The sequence below is a fragment of the Fulvimonas soli genome, assembly GCF_003148905.1.
Lineage (GTDB): Bacteria > Pseudomonadota > Gammaproteobacteria > Xanthomonadales > Rhodanobacteraceae > Fulvimonas > Fulvimonas soli.
Genome location: NZ_QGHC01000005.1, coordinates 229,982 through 248,442, shown reverse-complemented (window position 1 = coordinate 248,442; position 18,461 = coordinate 229,982). Strand labels below are relative to the sequence as shown.

At 72.1% G+C, this 18,461-nt stretch carries 13 protein-coding genes; 5 read left to right on the top strand and 8 right to left on the bottom strand.

All coding sequences use genetic code 11. From position 1 onward, the window contains the following. Window positions 1–110: 110 nt before the first annotated feature. A complete protein-coding gene (locus C7456_RS08345; RefSeq protein ID WP_109723336.1) occupies window positions 111–3,290 on the bottom strand; it encodes a TonB-dependent receptor in 3,180 nt (1,059 codons plus the stop codon). 994 nt (window positions 3,291–4,284) lie between these two features. Then, entirely contained in the window at window positions 4,285–4,938 is a 654-nt protein-coding gene (locus tag C7456_RS08340; protein WP_109723286.1) for a glutathione S-transferase family protein, read from the bottom strand. 281 nt (window positions 4,939–5,219) lie between these two features. Between C7456_RS08340 and pyrF the strand changes: the two genes are divergently transcribed. Together pyrF and C7456_RS08330 are read left to right on the top strand one after the other, a co-directional pair. After that, window positions 5,220–6,032 (top strand): orotidine-5'-phosphate decarboxylase, encoded by an 813-nt coding sequence (gene pyrF, locus C7456_RS08335; protein WP_109723285.1) that lies wholly within the window; start codon window positions 5,220–5,222, stop codon window positions 6,030–6,032. Window positions 6,033–6,141: 109 nt separating this feature from the next. Beyond that, window positions 6,142–7,107 (top strand): MBL fold metallo-hydrolase, encoded by a 966-nt coding sequence (locus C7456_RS08330; protein ID WP_109723284.1) that lies wholly within the window; start codon window positions 6,142–6,144, stop codon window positions 7,105–7,107. A 52-nt stretch (window positions 7,108–7,159) separates the two neighbouring features. On the opposite strand, the gene def is transcribed toward C7456_RS08330, so the two are convergent. Continuing rightward, window positions 7,160–7,699 (bottom strand): peptide deformylase, encoded by a 540-nt coding sequence (gene def, locus C7456_RS08325; RefSeq protein WP_109723283.1) that lies wholly within the window; start codon window positions 7,697–7,699, stop codon window positions 7,160–7,162. Between the two features lie 80 nt (window positions 7,700–7,779). Further along, window positions 7,780–8,583: a DUF4197 domain-containing protein gene (locus tag C7456_RS08320; protein WP_109723282.1), complete on the bottom strand. Its 804-nt coding sequence runs from the start codon at window positions 8,581–8,583 to the stop codon at window positions 7,780–7,782. Between the two features lie 147 nt (window positions 8,584–8,730). On the opposite strand from C7456_RS08320, the gene C7456_RS08315 reads away from it, so the two are divergent. From C7456_RS08315 to C7456_RS08305, 3 genes are all read left to right on the top strand, one after another. Then, window positions 8,731–10,809, top strand: coding sequence for a carbon starvation CstA family protein (locus C7456_RS08315; RefSeq protein WP_109723281.1), 2,079 nt, complete (start codon window positions 8,731–8,733; stop codon window positions 10,807–10,809). A 10-nt stretch (window positions 10,810–10,819) separates the two neighbouring features. Beyond that, window positions 10,820–11,014, top strand: a complete 195-nt coding sequence (locus C7456_RS08310) for a YbdD/YjiX family protein (protein WP_109723280.1) — start codon at window positions 10,820–10,822, stop codon at window positions 11,012–11,014. 83 nt (window positions 11,015–11,097) lie between these two features. After that, window positions 11,098–11,601: a DUF2127 domain-containing protein gene (locus C7456_RS08305; protein ID WP_109723279.1), complete on the top strand. Its 504-nt coding sequence runs from the start codon at window positions 11,098–11,100 to the stop codon at window positions 11,599–11,601. A 25-nt stretch (window positions 11,602–11,626) separates the two neighbouring features. Here C7456_RS08305 and C7456_RS08300 read toward each other — a convergent pair whose 3' ends face one another. The 4 genes from C7456_RS08300 to purL all read right to left on the bottom strand — a co-directional run bounded on the left by C7456_RS08300 (window position 11,627) and on the right by purL (window position 18,393). Continuing rightward, window positions 11,627–12,523: a DMT family transporter gene (locus C7456_RS08300; RefSeq protein ID WP_109723278.1), complete on the bottom strand. Its 897-nt coding sequence runs from the start codon at window positions 12,521–12,523 to the stop codon at window positions 11,627–11,629. 136 nt (window positions 12,524–12,659) lie between these two features. After that, window positions 12,660–13,544 (bottom strand): glycosyltransferase family 2 protein, encoded by an 885-nt coding sequence (locus tag C7456_RS08295; protein ID WP_109723277.1) that lies wholly within the window; start codon window positions 13,542–13,544, stop codon window positions 12,660–12,662. 200 nt (window positions 13,545–13,744) lie between these two features. After that, window positions 13,745–14,467, bottom strand: a complete 723-nt coding sequence (locus tag C7456_RS08290; RefSeq protein ID WP_109723276.1) for a hypothetical protein — start codon at window positions 14,465–14,467, stop codon at window positions 13,745–13,747. Window positions 14,468–14,487: 20 nt separating this feature from the next. Beyond that, window positions 14,488–18,393: a phosphoribosylformylglycinamidine synthase gene (gene purL, locus C7456_RS08285; protein ID WP_109723275.1), complete on the bottom strand. Its 3,906-nt coding sequence runs from the start codon at window positions 18,391–18,393 to the stop codon at window positions 14,488–14,490. Window positions 18,394–18,461 lie beyond the last annotated feature (68 nt).

Sequence of the window (18,461 nt, the reverse complement as noted above, 5' to 3'; positions counted from 1 at the left end):
TCGATGAAGTTTTCCCGCGAGGTTGGCCCCTCACCCCGGCCCTCTCCCCGGCAGGGAGAGGGAGCAGGCCCGGAGGGTTTGGGCAGCCGTGGCTGCATCGCCCGCCGTGCTTAACCGCCGTCTCCGAACTTGTAGGTCAGGCCCAGGTAGTACTGGCGCCCGGCGTATTCGAGCTGGTACAGCCGCGCCGTCGTGTCGCCGCCCAGGTACGAGCGGGGCTTGGAGCGCGTCAGGTTGATGATCGACGCGGTCACCATCAGGTGCTTGTTGAACTCGTAGTCGCCGTTCAGGTCGAGCTGGTGGTAGGGCCGCGTATAGATCGGCAGGCCGGACGCAAGCCCCTGCATGGTCCGCCCCGTCCAGTTGTTGGTGGCGCGCAGCAGCAGCCCGTTCTTTTCGTAGAACAGCGACACGTTCGCCGCGTACTTGGCGCTGCCGATCAGCTCCGACTTGCCGACCTGGGTGTCGCCGAGCGAGACCGGGGTCTCGTTGGTCTTGTTGAGCGTGTAGTTGACGATGTAGCCGAAGCCCATCTCGAAGGTGTGCTGCGTGTACAGCTCCACGCCCTTGGAGGTGCCCGAGCGGCCGTTGGCGTTGGTGCTGTACTGCATGAAGTTCTGCTGCGTGCCGCCGACGTCCACGGTGATGTTGTTGACGGTGACCGGCACGACGAAGTTCTTCACCTTCTTCTGGAACAGGTCCACGCCGACCACCGACTCGGGCGCGTAGTACCACTCGCCCGCCAGGTCGAACTGGGTGGCCGTGAACGGCTTGAGGTCCGCGTTGGCGCCGCTGCCGTACCAGCCCGGCAGGGGCGCGCCGAACTGCTTGCGGTCGTCGTAGTACGCCTGGGTGTTGTTGGTGAGGCTGCCCAGCTGGGCCAGGTCGGTGTAGTTGGCGCGGGCCATCGCCTGCGACCCGGCGGCGCGGATCACGAAGTCGTGGGGCAGGGTCCAGGCGATGTTGAAGCTGGGCAGGAGCTTGTTGTAGCGCTTGCTGGTGGAGGCGTTGGTGAACGTCTGCACCACCGACTGCTCGCGCGGCAGGTACTGGAAATCGCCCGGCGCGCAGGGGCCGCCGCCGGCGTTCACGCCGCTGGCCGGGCAGATCAGGATGTTGCCGTCCGCGTCGTGATAGTACACCGCGTTGTTGGTGGTGATCTCGTCGGCGACGGTGATGTCCTGCTTCGTGCTGACGAAGCGCAGGCCCACGTTGCCGCGCAGCGTGCCCGTGTCGAAGTTCGCCTGCACGTAGGCCGCCGAGATCTTTTCCTTGATCGAGGACCTGTCCTCGGGGTGGTTGAAGAGCACCCGGTCGTAGGTCGAGTTGAGGTAGTTGTAGTAGGCCGGGTAGTTGATCGCCGGGAAGACGTTGTCGTTGTAGGCCTCGGTGCTGCCGTCGAGCATGTTCGGCAGGAGGAAGCCCGCCGGCAGCTGGCCGGCGTTCGGGTCGCAGGTCTGGAACTGCAGCGTGGTGCCCTTGCAGTACCAGCGCAGCTCGTTGTTCACCTGCGAAGCGTGGTTGTCGCGGTACTTCACGCCGAACTGCAGCGACTGCATCCAGCTGGAGTCGAACGCCCAGGTGAAGTCCAGCTGGGCGAAATTCTGCGAGGTGGTGGTGTTGACCATGTTGGAGCCGGTCGAGCCGAGATCCACCTGCCCCGCCCCGGCCAGCATGTTCCGCAGCACGTCGGGCGAGGCCGTGATGGTCGGCTTGCCGTTGAGCGTCCACGCGGCGCCGTTGCTGCCGTCCACCCACTGGCCGTCGACGAAGTTGCGCGGCTTGGCGGCCATGCCCAGCTCCACCGACGGGCCGCCCGTCGCCCAGGTGCGGCCGACGTTGAACGAGCCGCTGAGGTCGCCGCCGCTGTCCCACTCGCCCTCGAGGTTGAGGGTCTGCGAGGTGGCCTTCTCGACGGAGTAGTTGCCGTTGAGCCACGGGATCTCCGTGGAGCAGACGTCCACCGGCTGCCGCTGCGCGCCGGTGACGGGGTTGGTCAGCGAGTTGCAGCCCGTGCCCGCGGGCGGGAGCACGTAGTTCACGCCGGTGACGACGGTGTGCGACGGGTCGAACGTGAGGCCGTCGGGGGCGAGCAGCCGGCCCTGCTGGTCCTCGTAGCTGCCGGTGGGCAGGCCCCACTCGGGAACCTCCAGGGTATTGGTGATCTGGGTCTGCTCGCGCTGGAAGCGGAAGTAGTTGCCGGTCAGCAGGAAGTGGTCGGTGGGCCTGAACTGCAGGGTGGCCTGGACGCCCTTGGTCTTCAGGTCCAGCTGGTTCCGGCTGGTGGAGAACTGCTGCGGCATCCAGTAGCCGGAATAGCTGTTGCCGGCCTGGTCGGTCACGCCGCCGCCGGGCCACAGGGCGATGTTGGGCGCCACGTCGGGGCCGTAGGGCTTGCCATGCACGTTCACCGGCGGCTCGGTGCATGTCGCGTAATCGGTGCAGTCGTTGGCCCACCAGTGCCAGCTCGACGCATTCGCCGTGTAGTCGACGTCCCGGCGCTTCAGGTACGTGCCCGCGACCAGCACGCCGAAGGTCTCGTCCTTGTTCTTCCAGGACCACAGCGCCGAGGCCTGCGGCGTGATCCTGCTGCTGTTGTCGGAGCCCGCCCCGTTGATGGACACGAAGCCGTCGTTCGCCCGCATCTCCAGCGGGCGGCGCGTGCGCAGGTCCACGTTGCCGCCGATGCCGCCCTCGTCCAGGCGCGCCTCCAGGCTCTTGTAGAGCTTGATGTCCGAGAACATGTTGGCCGGCATCAGCGTGTAGTTGAACGAGCGCGTCAGGCCGGCCGAGGTGTCGGCCGAGGCCACGTAGTTGCCGTTCAACTCGGTGAGCGTCAGCTCGGGGGCGAGGCCGCGGATGCTGACCGTCTTGCCTTCGCCGGATTCGCGCGTGATGACCACGCCGGGCACGTGCGCCAGCGCGTCGGCGATGTTCTTGGCGGGGAACTGCGCGATGTTCTGCGCGTTGATCACTTCGACGATGGAATTGGAATCGCGCTTGTCCTGGATGTTCTGGTCGATCGACTGGCGGTAGCTGGTGACGACGACCGTCTGCAGCGTGGTGGGATTGGCCGGGGAGCCGTTCTTCTCCCTGTCCGGCTTCTTGTCCTTGTCGCCCTTCTGCGCCGTCGCGCCATCGCGCGCTGGCGGCGCCGGCGCCGCGGCGGGCGCGGACGCCTGCGCGAAGGCCGGCGCGGGCGCCGCCAGGCAGCCGGCGAACGACAGGGTCGCCGCGGCGAGCGCGACGTACAGCGGCTTGCGGGCAGAGACGTGTGGCAGGTGCGTCATGGTGTTGATCCCCATTCGGTGAACGTCCTTCCGCAGCCGCGTTCGCGCTGGCGGAAGTCCAGAAGACAGCCGACCGCGGTCCTCCTGCGCCGCCCCCCGGATGGCGTCACCCGGCGTGGATCGATTGGAGTCTGCGCGGTGATCCCCCCGTTTGATCACGTGCTGCTGGATGTCCGGATGCGTCCTGTGCGGCGGTGCCTCCCTTGGATTCGATCGATCCAAATCTGGTGTCCGACCCGTGCCGAATCTCGAATGCGGCAGGTGCCTTGGCGTTTCGGATGCGCTAGCTGGAGCGCATGGAACCGGCCCCACCCCGGCGGCATGCCACCGCTTGCGCCGGCGCCGGGCGCGCGCAGCCGGAGGAGCCGCGCACGCGCACGACGGCGCACCGCCGTCCGTCGAGGCGATGCGGTTGCGCCAGCCGCGGGCGCGTTCCTGGAATTCCGTAGCAATACGGCAAGGCGGGAGCGTCGCCGCCTTCGCGGCCCCCGGCCGCCGGACGGAACCCAGCGGCGGGACCGGCCGCGCCCCGCGACGGCGGCGTGGCGAATGCCACGCCGGCCAGCCCGGCAGGCGGGTGGCATCCCGCCAGTGCGGACGCGCCGGCCTTGCGCGGGCCTGCGGTCGGAATGCGGACGGCTTCTGCTTGCATGGCGGCTCCCGAAACCTCCTCGACCCGTTTCCGCGGGAAGCAGCGCCAGCCGGGCGCGCCCTTGCGTGCGCGTCCTTAGCCCTCCCCGCCCCTCGATCCGGTCCGAGCCATCGCCGCTTCGCGGCCACGGCACGGCCTGGCGTCCCTTTCGGTTTGGATCGATCTAAATCCGTTGCGGTAAATTAGTACGCCGAAGCCGCGATATGTCACGCTGCGGCGCGGAAAAGCGCAGCGGTTGAAGCGAAGGCCGGCGCCAATGGCGAGACGCCAAGGTCTGTCGTCCCGACGACGCAGGTCTGTGCGAGGCAGGTGCCTGCCCCTGCTCGCGCGGCCGACGCTTGCTCAGCCGGCCGGCGGCCGGGCCGTGTTGAACGCCAGCTGGGCGGCGAAGGCCCGCTTGTACGCGGGGCGCGCCTCGCCGCGGGCGACATAGGCGGCCAGGCCGGGAAACTCGTTCAGGATGCCCGAGGGCTTCAGCCTGAGCAGCACCGACACCATCATCAGGTCGCCGGCGCTGAACGCGCCATCGAGCCAGTCCGCATCGCCCAGGCGCGCGGAAAGCTGGGCCAGCCGGCTGCGGATGCGGTCGACGACCAAGGGCAGGCGGTCCTTGCTCCAGGGCTTGTCGCCCTCCAGGAACTTGACGGTCACGAGCTCGAGGATCGGCGGCTCCACGGTGTTGAGCGCGGCGAACATCCAGGCGATCGCCCGCACCCGGGCGTTGGCGTCGTCCGGCAACAGGCCCGCATGGCGCGAGGCGACATGCAAAACGATCGCGCCCGACTCGAACAGCACGAGATCGCTTTCCTCATAGGTCGGGATCTGGCCGAAGGGGTGGACGGCCAGATGCGCGGGCTCCTTCATCGCGGAGAACGAAACAGGGCGGACCTCGTAGGGTTGGCCCGCTTCCTCGAGCGCCCAGCGGACGCGCGTGTCGCGCGCCAGCCCCATGCCGCCATCGGGCGACCGTTCGAAGGCAGTGATGGTGATGGTCATCGGGGAGTCCTGGTGGCTGGCATTTGCGCGGCGCCATCCCCGGCAGCCATGGCGCCGGCGATGGATTTCGACATGGGCTGCTTTTCTTGCCCTGCTCGAAAGGACGACGAACGGCCCGCCGCGGATCGACAAGCCCGCCCCGGGCGCTCGGCGACGGCAACCGCGCGCGGGCGGCGGCTCCGCAAGCCACCCTGGAGTTTCGGAGTCCGGCGTCGCCGCATGCGCGGACGAACCGCGCTTCGCTAGACTACACGGCCACTTTTTGCCGGAGACCCCACGCCATGCGCTTCCACGACACCCTGCAACGGCGCTGGCGCGAGCATGGCACGCTGGTCTGCGTGGGGCTCGACCCGGAGCCGGCGAAGTTCCCCGCGCACCTGCGCGGGCGGCCCGACGCGGTGTTCGAGTTCTGCGCCGCCGTCGTCGACGCCACCGCCGACCTGGTCTGCGCCTTCAAGCCGCAGATCGCCCACTTCGCCGCGCTGCGCGCCGAGGAGCCGCTGGAGCGGCTGATCGCGCACATCCATGCCAGGCATCCCGGCGTGCCGGTGATCCTCGACGCCAAGCGCGGCGACATCGGCTCCACCGCGCAGCACTACGCCGCCGAGGCGTTCGAGCGCTACCGCGCCGACGCGGTGACGCTCAACCCGTACCTCGGCCGCGACTCGGCGCAGCCCTTCCTCGACCGCGCCGACAAGGGCGTGATCCTGCTGTGCCGCACCTCCAACCCCGGCGGCGCCGACTTCCAGGCGCTGGACTGCGGCGGCGTCCCGCTCTACCTGCGCGTGGCCGAGACCGTCGCGCGCGACTGGAACGCCAACGGCAACTGCGCCCTGGTCGCCGGCGCCACCTGGCCGGAGGAACTGGGCCAGGTGCGCGCCCGCGCCGGCGACCTGCCGCTGCTGGTGCCCGGCATCGGCGCCCAGGGCGGCGACGTGGAAGCCGTGCTGCGCCACGGCCTCACCGCCGACGGCGGCGGCCTGATGATCAGCTCCTCGCGCGCGATCCTCTACGCCGGCGGCGGCGAGGATTTCGCGCAGGCGGCGCGCGCGGCGACGATCGCGCTGCGCGACGCGATCAACCGCCACCGCTGACCGGCGGCGACTTCCCGCGCCGGCAGGGCAACCGGCCGCGCTACACTGCCGGCGCAACGACGCCACCGCCGCCCCGCGCCGGCGCGGCGGCCCCGCCCCACGGTGAAGCATGGACATCTCCGACGCCCCCCGCGATCCGTCGCGCCGCCGCCTGCTGAAGGCGGGCGCCCTGTCCGCGGCGCTGGCCGCCTGCCCCGCGCTGCTGCGCGCGGCGGACGCCGCGCCCGCGCGCCGCTCGCGGCTGGTCCTGCTCGGCACCGCCGGCGGCCCCACGCCCAAGGCGGCGCGCGCGGCGCCGGCCAGCGCGATCGTGGTGGACGGCGCGGTCTACGTGATCGACTGCGGCAACGGGGTGGCGCGGCAGATGGCCCTGGCCGGGCTCGACCTGGGCGCGATTCGCGGCGTGTTCATCACCCACCAGCATTCCGACCACAACGCCGACTACGGCAACCTGCTGTGGCTGGCCTGGAGCGGGCCGCTGCACACCCGCGTCGACACCTGGGGGCCGCCGCCGCTGAAGGAGATGACGCGGCTGTTCCTCGCCATGAACGACTACGACATCCGCACCCGCATCGCCGACGAGGGCCGCCCGCCGCTGGCGCCGCTGATCGTGCCGCACGAGATCACGCGGCCGGGCCCGGTGATGCAAGACGCGCGGGTGAAGGTCACCGCCGCGCTGGTGCAGCATCCGCCGGTGGCTCCCGCCTTCGCCTACCGCTTCGACTGCCCCGACCGCAGCATCGTGTTCTCCGGCGACACGCGGCCGTCGGACGCGCTGGTGGCGCTGGCACGCGGCGCCGACGTGCTGGTGCACGAGGTGATGTACCTGCCCGCGCTGGAGCAGCTGATCGCCAGCGAGCCGAACGCCACGCGCCTGCGCGCCCACCTGCTCGCCGCCCACACCACCACCGAGCAGCTCGGCCGCATCGCCACGCAGGCCGGCGTGAAGACGCTGGTGCTCAACCACTTCGTGCCCGGCGGCCATCCGCCGGTGCCCGACCAGGTGTGGCACGACGCGGTGGCGCGCCACTTCGCCGGCCGCGTGGTGGTCGGCCGCGACCTGCTGGAGCTGTAGCCGCGCCGCCCCGCGGCGGCTCGTCCGGCCGCTGCGGTCGCGCGGCGCGTCCTCAGTCGTCGGCCGCCGGGTCCAGGTCCGGAAACAGCACCTCGGTGAAGCCGAACTTGGCGAAGTCGGTGATCCGCGAGGGATACAGCCGGCCGATCAGGTGGTCGCACTCGTGCTGCACCACGCGGGCGTGGAAGCCTTCGGCGGTGCGGTCGATCGGCATGCCCTTGGGGTCGACGCCCTGGTAGCGGATCAGCGTGTAGCGGTTCACCGCGCCGCGCAGGCCGGGCACCGACAGGCAGCCCTCCCAGCCCTCCTCCATGTCCTGCGACAGCGGCGTGATCACCGGGTTGAGCAGGATGGTGCGCGGCACCGGCGGCGCCTCGGGATAGCGGTCGGAATGGTCGAAGCCGAAGATCACCAGCTGCAGGTCCACGCCGATCTGCGGCGCGGCCAGGCCCACGCCGCCGGCGGCGTGCATGGTGTCGAACATGTCGCCGATCAGCGCGTCCAGCTCGGCGCTGCCGATCATCGCGTCGGGCACCGGCGGCGCGATGCGCAGCAGGCGCGGGTCGCCCATCTTCAGGATCTCGCGGATCATGGCCGGCCTCGCAGCGGAAGGAGTCAGAGACCAGAGTGCGGACCGGCGCCGCTCCGCGCAAGGGCGGCGCCGGCATCCGTTCAGTGTCCGCCGAACACTTTCTTCAGCAGATCGCTGCTGCGCGCCGCGGGATCGTGGCGGATCGACTGCTCCTGCTCGCCGATCACCGTGAACAGACCGTCCATGGTTTTGCCGGTCACGTAGTCGTCCAGGTCCAGCGGGCCGCCGCCCCGACCGGACTTGCCGCCCAGCGCCCCGAGCGAGCCCAGCGCACCGCCGAGCGCCCCGCCGCCGCTGCCGGAGGCGAACGCCTTGTATTTCTGCGTGACGCCCACGCCGTCGGTGGCCTGCGCCACGATCGGCCGGATGCGCGCGCGCAGCGCGTCGCCGGCGGTGCGGCGGAAGAAGTCGGTGGCGGCGTGGTCGCCGCCGGTGAGGATGCCGCGCGCGTCCGCCACGCTCATCCGGCGGATGGCGTCGCCGAAGATGTCCGCCACTTCCGGCACCGCCTTCTCCGCGGCGCGGTTGAGGCTGAGCTCGAACGCATCGACCTTCGCGCCCTGGCCGAGCCGGCGCGCGAGGTCGGCGGCCTGCTCCAGCTCGCCCGGCAGCGGGATGCGCACCTTGGCGTTGCCCCAGAAGCCGTCGGTGCGGCCGAGCGACTTGATCGCGCTGGTGGTGCCCTTGGCCAGCGCCTCCCTCAGGCCCGCGGCGATGTCGCCGTCGGCCAGGCCCGCGCCCGGCGAAGCGTTGCCACCGGCGTGGCCGGCGGCCTGCTGCTTGGCCTGCCTGAGCAGGTCCTTGAACTGCCCGGCGGCGCCGGCCGCCGTTGCGATGGCGCAGGCGGCGAGGCCGGCGAGGATGCGGCGCGACAGGACGTGCATGGTGCGGTCCCCTGCGGATGGACGAAGGCCCGAGTGTAGCCCGCGCCCCGGGCATTCGACCAAAGGCTAATGCCGCCGGCCCGGGTTTGGCATTGACCCCCGCCGCGGGCGGGACGACCCTTGCGGCATCCGAACAGGAGGGTTGCCATGCACACCACCGCCGCCGTTCCACCCAGCCCCGCCGGCAAGATCCTGTGGGCCGCCATCGCCATCGTCGGCGCCTGGTGCCTGGGCGTGGTCGCCCTGCGCCGCGGCGAGCCGATCAACGCGATCTGGCTGGTCGCCGCGGCGATCGCCGTGTTCGTGATCGGCTACCGCTTCTACGGCCGCTTCATCGAGCACCGCGTGCTGCGCATGGACCCCACCCGCGCCACCCCGGCCATGCTGCGCAACGACGGCCTGGACTACGTGCCCACCGACAAGTGGGTGGTGTTCGGCCACCACTTCGCCGCGATCGCCGGCGCCGGCCCGCTGGTGGGCCCGGTGCTGGCCGCGCAGATGGGCTACCTGCCCGGCACGCTGTGGATCCTGGTCGGCGTGGTGTTCGCCGGCGCGGTGCAGGACTTCATGATCCTGGGCCTGTCGGTGCGCCGCGACGGCCGCTCGCTCGGCAACATGCTGCGCGACGAGCTGGGGCCGACCGCCGGCGTGGTCGCCATGTTCGGCGTGCTGGTGCTGATGATGATCGTACTGGCGGTGCTGGCGCTGGTGGTGGTCAAGGCGCTCACGCACAGCCCGTGGGGCACCTTCACCGTGGCCTGCACCATCCCGATCGCGCTGCTGATGGGCATCTACCTGCGCTGGCTGCGCCCGGGCCGGATCCTGGAGGTGTCGATCATCGGCGTGGCGCTGCTGCTGCTGTCGATCTGGTACGGCAAGCACGTGGCCGACTCGCCCGCGCTGGCGGCGCTGTTCGACTTCGACGCCCGGCACCTGGCCTGGCTGCTGATCGCCTACGGCTTCTGCGCCTCGGTGCTGCCGGTGTGGCTGCTGCTGGCGCCGCGCGACTACCTGTCCACCTTCCTCAAGATCGGCACCATCTTCCTGCTCGCGCTGGCGATCTTCCTGGCCGCGCCGACGCTGCAGATGGCGGCGGTCACCAGGTTCGTCGACGGCACCGGGCCGGTGTTCCAGGGCAACCTGTTCCCGTTCCTGTTCATCACCATCGCCTGCGGCGCGGTGTCGGGCTGGCACTCGATCATCGCCTCCGGCACCACGCCCAAGCTGCTCAGCAACGAGGGCGAGGCGCGCATGGTCGGCTACGGCGGCATGCTGATGGAGGCCTTCGTCGCCATCATGGCGCTGGTCGCCGCCGCCTCGCTGCACCCGGGCGTGTACTTCGCGATGAACTCGCCGGGCGCGCTGATCGGCACCACCGTCGAGCAGGCCGCCAGCACGATCAGCCAGTGGGGCTTCGTGGTGACGCCGGACCAGCTGGCGCAGACCGCCAGGGACATCGGCGAGGGCTCCATCCTCAGCCGCGCCGGCGGCGCGCCGACGCTGGCGGTGGGCATGGCCCAGCTGCTGCACAACATCATCCCCGGCGAGAGCATGATGGCGTTCTGGTACCACTACGCGATCCTGTTCGAGGCGCTGTTCATCCTCACCACGGTGGACGCCGGCACCCGCGTGGGCCGCTTCATGATCCAGGAGATCGCCGGGCTGGCGTACAAGCCGCTCAGGGAGACCCACTCGTGGGCCGGCAACCTGCTCGCCACCGCGATCTGCGTGGGGCTGTGGGGCTACTTCCTGTACCAGGGCGCGGTCGACCCGCTGGGCGGCATCAACACGCTGTGGCCGCTGTTCGGCATCGCCAACCAGATGCTGGCGGCGATCGCGCTGATGCTGTGCACGGTGGTGGTGGTCAAGCTCAAGCGCGAGCGCTACGTGTGGGTGCCCGGCATCCCGGCGTGCTGGCTGGTGGTGTGCACGCTCACCGCCGGCTGGCAGAAGCTCAGCGGCCCGATCAGCTTCACCGCCGCGGCGGACAAGTACGCGCAGGCTCTCGCCGACGGCAAGCTGCTGGCCCCGGCCAAGAGCATGGAGGAGATGCAGCGCATCGTCACCAACAACCACGTGGACGCGGCGCTCACCGCGATCTTCATGCTGCTGGTGCTGGCCATGGCCGCGTTCGCGCTGCGCGCCATCGCCAAGGCCTGGGGCGCCAACCATCCGACCGCGCAGGAAGAGCCCTACGTCGCGCTCGGCAGCGTGGCCGGCCGCTGAGGACGCCGGCATGATGCGGGCGCTGCGGGCGTTGCGCAGGTGGGCGGTGCAGACCGCCCGCCTGTGCTGCGGCATCCCCGACTACGACGTCTACGTGGCGCACCTGCGCGCGCACCATCCCGAGCGCCCGATCCCGTCCTACAAGGAGTTCTTCCGCGAGCGGCAGGAAGCCCGCTACAAGGGCACCGGCGGGCGCTGCTGCTGACCGCGGGGGTGCCGCCGGACACGGTTGGCATCCCGCGGCGGCGCCCCCACAATCGCCGGACCGTCCTTCCCCGCCGGTTCCGCATGCCAGACGACGCCCGCGCCACGCCCACCACCGTCCCGTCGCCGGAGGCGCAGCACAGCGTCGGCCTGCGCGTGATCGCGGTGTACAAGGCGGTGGAGACGCTCGGCCTGCTGCTGGCCGCGGCGGCGGCGTTCCAGCTGGAGCGCGAGCGGAACCTGCAGCACCTGCTGCGCTGGCTGGAACACCTCTCGCTCACCGACACCAGCGGCCTGCGCTGGCAGCTGGTTGACATGCTGCAGAAACTCGGCCCCGGCCGCTTCGTGGCGATCGGCCTGGTGGCGCTGGGCTACGCGGCGATCTTCGCCACCGAGGGCATCGGCCTGTGGCTGCGCAAGCACTGGGCCGAGTGGTTCACCGTGATCGCCACCGGCTCGCTGGTGCCGTTCGAGCTGTACGAGGTGTACGAGCGCTTCGGCTGGCTCAAGTTCGCCGTGCTGGTCGCCAACGTGGTGATCGTGGTCTACCTGGCGCGCATCGCCATGCAGCCGCACCGGCGGCGCTGAGAGAGCCTGTTCACGCCCTGAGCGCTCACACCTCGTGGTGCAGCGCCTCCGGCGGCGGCGCCGCGCGCCGCGGCGCCAGCTCCACCAGGTACATCGCCGCCAGCACCAGCGCGCCGCCGGCGACCATCCGCCAGGTCGGCGCCTCCACGCCCAGCGCCACGGCGAAACCCGCCGCGAACACCGGCTCGGTGGTCATCACGATCGCCGCGCGGGTGGCCGGCAGGTGCGCCTGCGCCCAGGTCTGCACCAGCATCGCGCCGGCGCCGGCGACCAGCGCCATGTACAGCACCGCCAGCCAGGCCGCGCGGTCGGGCGGCGGCTGCGGCCCGTGCGGCGCGGTGGCGAGCAGGCAGACCGCGGCGATCGCCACCATCTGCACCGCCGACATGCCGGGCGCCTGCTCCGGCCGCGACCACTGCCCCAGCCCGACGATGTGCAGCGCGTACAGCGCCGCCGAGGCCAGCGTGAGCCACACGCCGGCGTCCACCGAGAAGCCGTTGAGCGAGAGCAGCGCCAGCCCCGCGGTGGCCAGCAGCACCGCCAGCCACACCGCGCCGTTCGGGCGCTGGCGCAGCAGCACGGTGGCGAGCAGCGGGGTGAACACCACGTACATGCCGGTGACGAAGCCGCTCACGCTGGGCGCGATCAGCTTCAGGCCCCAGGTCTGCAGCAGCTGGGCCGCGCCGTAGAGCAGGCCCAGCAGCAGCGCGCGGACGGACTGCCGCCACCCCAGCCGCCACGCCGGCCGCGCGAACAGCGCCAGCATCGCCAGCGCCGCCAGCGCGAAGCGCACGGCGAGGAAATCCGCCACCGGCATGCGCCCCACCACGTCCTTGATCAGCACGAAGGTGGAGCCCCACACGGCGGTCATCGCCAGCAGGCCGAGGGTGGCGAGGGGGGAGGCGCGGCGCGGCGGGGTCATGGGGAACGAGGAGCGGAGAAACGAGGAGTGAGTGAAGAGGGGCGAGGGGTGAGGGTCTAGAGGGCGTGGTGCGGGCGCGCGGAGGCAACGTAGAGGCACGCGCCCTGCGCCGCCCATACTCTCTTCTCACTCCTCTTCACTCACTCCTCGCTTTCAGACGCCAGAGCTGCCCCGGCACCTGCACCAGGAAGTGCGCCCAGATGCCCAGCCAGACCGGCGCCGCCACGTGCGGCTTGCGCGCGGCCGGGTCGAACTTGCGGAACCAGCGCCACATGCCGCGGTGCTTGTGCCAGCTGACGAACACCGGCCGGTGCCGGCTGGAGCCGCCCTTGCCGTGCGGCACGCGCACGTCGCCGGCCAGCAGCACGCGCCGGCCGGCGTCGCGCACGCGGCGGCACAGGTCCAGGTCCTCGCAGTGCAGGAAGTAGCCCTCGTCGAAGCCACCCAGCTGCTCGAACAGCCGGCGCGGCAACAGCATCAGCGCGCCGGACACCGCCTCGGCCTCGACCACCGCGCGCGGCAGCTCGCCCTCCACGTTGACGCCACCGTCGCCGCGGCCGCGCAGGGTGGCCAGGGCGCGCGCGAGCAGCGGATCGCGGCGCAGCGAGGCCGGGTCCGGCCGCCCCTGCCCGTCGCACATCACCGCGCCGACCAGGCCGGCGCGCGGTTCCCGCGCCATCACTTCGAGCAGCCGCTCCAGCGCGGCCTGCTCCAGCAGGCAGTCGGGGTTGAGCACCAGCAGGAAGTCGCCGCCGGCCTCCCTGGCCGCGCGGTTCACCGCCGGGCCGAAGCCGAGGTTGGCGTGGTTGAACAGCACGCGCAGGCGCGGCTCGCGCTCGTGCGCGCGCGCGATCGCCTGCGGCACGCCGTCGGCGGAGGCGTTGTCGATCAGGACCAGTTCGAGCGGCACGCGGCAGGCCAGCACGCGCCGCACGCATTCGCGCAGTCCCTCGCCGCTGTCGGCGGCCACCACGATGACGCTCACCGTCGGCGCGGCAGGAAGGAGGCCGGAAGTTTCCATCAGCCAAGTATGACGCGGGCGCGGCGGTGCCGGAACTCGACGCCTGTCCACGCTCCTGCCGCGCCCCGCGACGGAGCCGATGGCGGTCCGGTATCGCGGCCGGAGGCCGCTCCCACAAGGCTTGCGAGGTTCCCGTGGGAGCGGCCTCCGGCCGCGATCAACCCGTGGCGGGACCGCCGGCGGTGGATTTCGAACGGCTCTCAGCCGGTGTCGCCGAGCACGTCCTTCAGCGCGAGCGGCGGCCGGTGCCCGCCGCGCACCAGCCACGGTCCCCCGGCGTGCCAGCCGTACAGCCGCCAGCCGCGCAGGCGGTGGCGGCGGCCGCGCTCGCGGTCCCACAGCAGCACGCCGCGCCCGGAGTCGACGCAGAACCAGCGCCCGTCCGGCGCGAAGCAGCAGCGCGCGCCCGCCGGCCCGCACCGGGTCCCGTCGTCGAATCGGTATTCGCCGTCCTCGCGGCGCACGCGGCCGCCGCGCGGATCGTCGAACGCCGGTTCGGCCAGCCAGCGCGGCGGCGCCAGCTCGACGATCGCCGCGGCGGGCCCGATCGGCGCCAGCGCCAGCTCCGGCCAGCTCGGCGACGGCGCGGCGGCGGCCGCCGGGCGGTGCGGATGGTCGAGCAGGTATTCGAGCAGCGCCAGCAGGCTGTAGCCGGCCAGCGCGCCGAGCAGGGCCGCGCCCCAGGCCAGCGCGTCGCCGCCCAGCGCGCGCTGCAGCGCGAACAGCATGCCGGGCAGGCCCCAGCGCAGCGCGCGCCGCAGCGTGGCGGCGTGCGGCCTGAGGCGCTCGGGCGCGGCCAGCAGGCTCGCGGCCAGCGCCAGCAGCAGCGGCAGGCCGCACCACCACGGCAGCAGCGCGAGCAGCAGCAGCCAGGCCGCGGCCGGCCACCAGCGCAACGGCGAACGGGCGCGCCCGGCCGGCATGGCTCAGGCGCGCGGCGCGCTCAGCCGCACCACACCCGCGCGTTGCGGAACATGCGCATCCACGGCGAATCCTCGCCCCACGGCTCGGGATGCCAGCTCAGCTGCACGCTGCGGAACACGCGCTCCGGATGCGGCATCAGGATGGTCACGCGGCCGTCCGCGGCGGTGAAGCCGGCCAGGCCGCCGGGCGAGCCGTTCGGGTTGAGCGGGTAGCTCTCGGTGGGCCTGCCGCGGTTGTCGACGAAGCGCACCGCCGCCTGCGCCTTGGACGGGCTGCACGCGCCGGGGAAATGCACGCGCCCCTCGCCGTGCGCCACCGCCACCGGGATGCGCGAGCCGGCCATGCCCCTGAAGAAGATGCTCGGCGAGTCGAGCACCTCCAGCGTGGCCAGCCGCGCCTCGTACTGCTCGGAGGCGTTGCGCAGGAACTTCGGCCAGTGCTGCGCGCCGGGGATGATGCCCTTGAGCTGCGAGAGCATCTGGCAGCCGTTGCACACGCCCAGCGCGAACTTCGCCGGGTCGTTGAAGAACGCCTCGAACTGCGCGCGCAGCGCCTCGTTGTAGAGGATCGAGGTGGCCCAGCCGCGGCCGGCACCGAGCACGTCGCCGTAGGAGAAGCCGCCGCAGGCGGCGAAGCCGCGGAAGTCGGCCAGCGCGTGCCGGCCGGCGGCGAGGTCGGTCATGTGCACGTCCACCGCCTCGAAGCCGGCGCGGGCGAACGCGGCGGCCATCTCCGCCTGGCCGTTGACGCCCTGCTCGCGCAGGATCGCCACGCGCGGCCGCGCGCCGGCGGCGATGTACGGCGCGGCGACGTCCTCGGCCGGGTCGAAGGCGAGCTTCGGGCTGATGCCCGGGTCGGCGTCGTCCAGCCGCCATTCCAGCTCGGCGTCGGCGCTGGCCGGGTTGTCGCGCAGGCGCTGCATGGCGTGGCTGGTCTCGTTCCAGGCGCGGAACAGCTCGCTCCAGTTCCACTTGAACAGCGTCTCGCCGCCCTGGAACAGCTTGATGCCGAGCTTCTCCTTCGGCCGGCCGACGCGGTGGCTCATGCCGGCGAGGTTGTGCCTGACCAGCAGCGCCTCGAACGCCTCGCGGTTGGCCTTGGCCACCTGCAGCACCGCGCCGAGCTCCTCGTTGAACAGCGCGCGCAGCGCGCTCTCGCCCCAGCCGTCCAGATGGATCTCCAGGCCGCAGTGGCCGGCGAAGGCCATCTCCAGCAGGGTGACGATGGCGCCGCCGTCGGAGCGGTCGTGGTAGGCCAGCAGCAGGCCGGCGCGGTTGGCCTCCTGCACCAGCTCGAACAGCGCGCGCAGGCGCCGCGGGTCGTCCAGGTCCGGCGGCACGCCGCCGCCGCGGTTGAACACCTGGGTCAGCGCCGAGCCGCCCAGGCGGTCGCGGCCGGCGCCCAGGTCGACCAGCCACAGCTCGGTCTCGCCGCGGTCGAGCTTGAGCTGCGGGGTGAGCGTGCGGCGCACGTCCTCCACGCGGGCGAAGCCGGTGACCACCAGCGACACCGGCGCCACCGTGCGCTGCGGCGCGTCGCCGTCCTTCCACACGGTCTGCATGGACAGCGAGTCCTTGCCGACCGGGATGGAGATGTCCAGCGCCGGGCACAGCTCCATGCCCACCGCCTTCACCGCGTCGAACAGCGCGGCGTCCTCGCCGGGCTGGTTCACCGCGGCCATCCAGTTGGCGGACAGGCGGATGTCGCCCAGCGCGGCGATCGGCGCGGCGGCGAGGTTGGTGATCGCCTCGCCCACCGCCAGCCGCGCGGCGTCGGCGCTGTTGAGCAGCGCCACCGGCGCGCGCTCGGCCATCGCCATCGCCTCGCCGGCGTAGCCGTCGAAGTCGGCCAGGGTCACCGCGCAGTCGGCCACCGGCACCTGCCACGGGCCGACCATCGGGTCGCGGTGGTTGAGGCCGCCCACGGTGCGGTCGCCGATGGTGATGAGGAAGCTCTTGCTGCCCACCGTGGGCAGGCGCAGCACGCGCTGCACCGCCTCGTCCATGGCGATGCCGGCCAGGTCCGGCACCACGTCGATGCGCGGCTTCACGTGCCTGGCGTCGCGGTGCATGCGCGGCGGCTTGCCGAACAGCACGTCCATCGGCAGGTCGATCACCGCTTCGCGGGACTCGGGACCCGGGACCCGGGACCCGGCAGAGCCAGCGCGGGAGGCGACGGCGCGTGTGACGCGCAGGCGGCGTTCCGCCGTCGCGGTGCCGACCACGGCGTAGGGGCAGCGCTCGCGCCTGCAGAAGTCCTCGAACAGCGGCAGGTCGTCCGGCGCGATGCCGAGCACGTAGCGCTCCTGCGACTCGTTGCTCCACACCTGCATCGGCGACAGCGAGGGATCGTCGCAGGGGATCTTCGACAGGTCGATCTCGCCGCCCACGTTGGCGTCGTTGAGGAGCTCGGGAATCGCGTTGGACAGGCCGCCGGCGCCCACGTCGTGGATGCTGACGATGGGGTTCCCGCCGCCCAGCGCCCAGCAGGCGTCGATCACCTGCTGGCAGCGCCGCTCCATCTCGGCGTTGTCGCGCTGCACCGAGGCGAAGTCCAGCTCCGCGCTGGACGCGCCGGAGGCCACCGAGGAGGCCGCGCCGCCGCCCAGGCCGATCAGCATCGCCGGCCCGCCCAGCACCACCACCGCGTGGCCGGGCTTGATCTCGTGCTTGAGCACGTGCTCGCGGCGGATGTTGGCCAGGCCGCCGGCGATCATGATCGGCTTGTCGTAGCCGCGGCGCACGCCGGCCTCGCCGGTCTCGTGCTCGTAGGTGCGGAAGTAGCCGCCCAGGCACGGGCGGCCGAACTCGTTGTTGAAGGCGGCGGCGCCGAGCGGGCCGTCGCGCATGATCTCGAACGCGCTGGCCATGCGCGGCGGCAGCGGGCGCTCGGTCTCCCACGGCTGCGGATGGCCGGGGATGCGCAGGTCCGACACCGAGAAGCCGGTCAGCCCCGCCTTAGGTCTAGCGCCGCGGCCGGTGGCGCCCTCGTCGCGGATCTCGCCGCCGGCGCCGGTGGCCGCGCCCGGCCACGGCGCGATCGCGGTGGGATGGTTGTGCGTCTCCACCTTGATCGCGTAGTCGATGGTCTCGCGGTGCGCGCGCCACACGCCGTCGGCATCGGCGAAGAAGCGGCTGCCCTCGCTGCCCTCGATCACCGCCGCGTTGTCCTTGTAGGCGGACAGCGTGTGCTTCGGCGCCTGCTGGTGGGTGTGCTTGATCATGGCGAACAGGCTCTTGTCCTGCGCCTCGCCGTCGATCGTCCAGCTCGCGTTGAACACCTTGTGCCGGCAGTGCTCGGAGTTGGCCTGCGCGAACATGAACAGCTCGGCGTCGGTGGGATCGCGGCCCAGCTCGGCGTAGCGCGCGGCCAGGTAGTCGATCTCGTCCTCGGCCAGCGCCAGGCCCAGCTCGCGGTTGGCGTGGTCCAGCGCGGCGCGGGCGTCGCCGCCCAGCGCCACGTGCGCCAGCGGCCCCGGCTCGCCGGCCAGGAACAGGCCCTGCGCCTGGTCCAGCGCGGTGAGCACCGACTGCGTCATCGCGTCGTGCAGCGCCGCCAGCACGGCGGCGTAGTCCGGCGCCGAAGGCCCGGGCAGGCCGGCGATGCGGTAGGCGGTGCCGCGCTCCACGCGGCGCACGCCGAAGCCGGCGCCGTGCAGGATGTCGGTGGCCTTGCTCGACCACGGCGAGATCGTGCCCAGCCGCGGCACCACCCACAGCGAGGCCGCCTCCGGCGCGGCGTCCTTGGCCTCCAGCACTTCCAGCAGGCGCCGGCGCTCCTCCCCTTCCGGCGCCTGCGCGGCGTCGAGGAAGTACACGAACCAGGCCGCCTGCACCCGGACGCCGCGGTGGATGGCCTCCAGGCGCGCGTTCAGGCGGTCCAGGCGGAACGGGGAAAGGGCGCTCTGCCCGTCGAGTGCGATCATGCGGGGGAGAATGGCGCAGGGAGGAAAGCGCCTATTCTACCCGATGCTGCAGGACAACATGCGCCGGC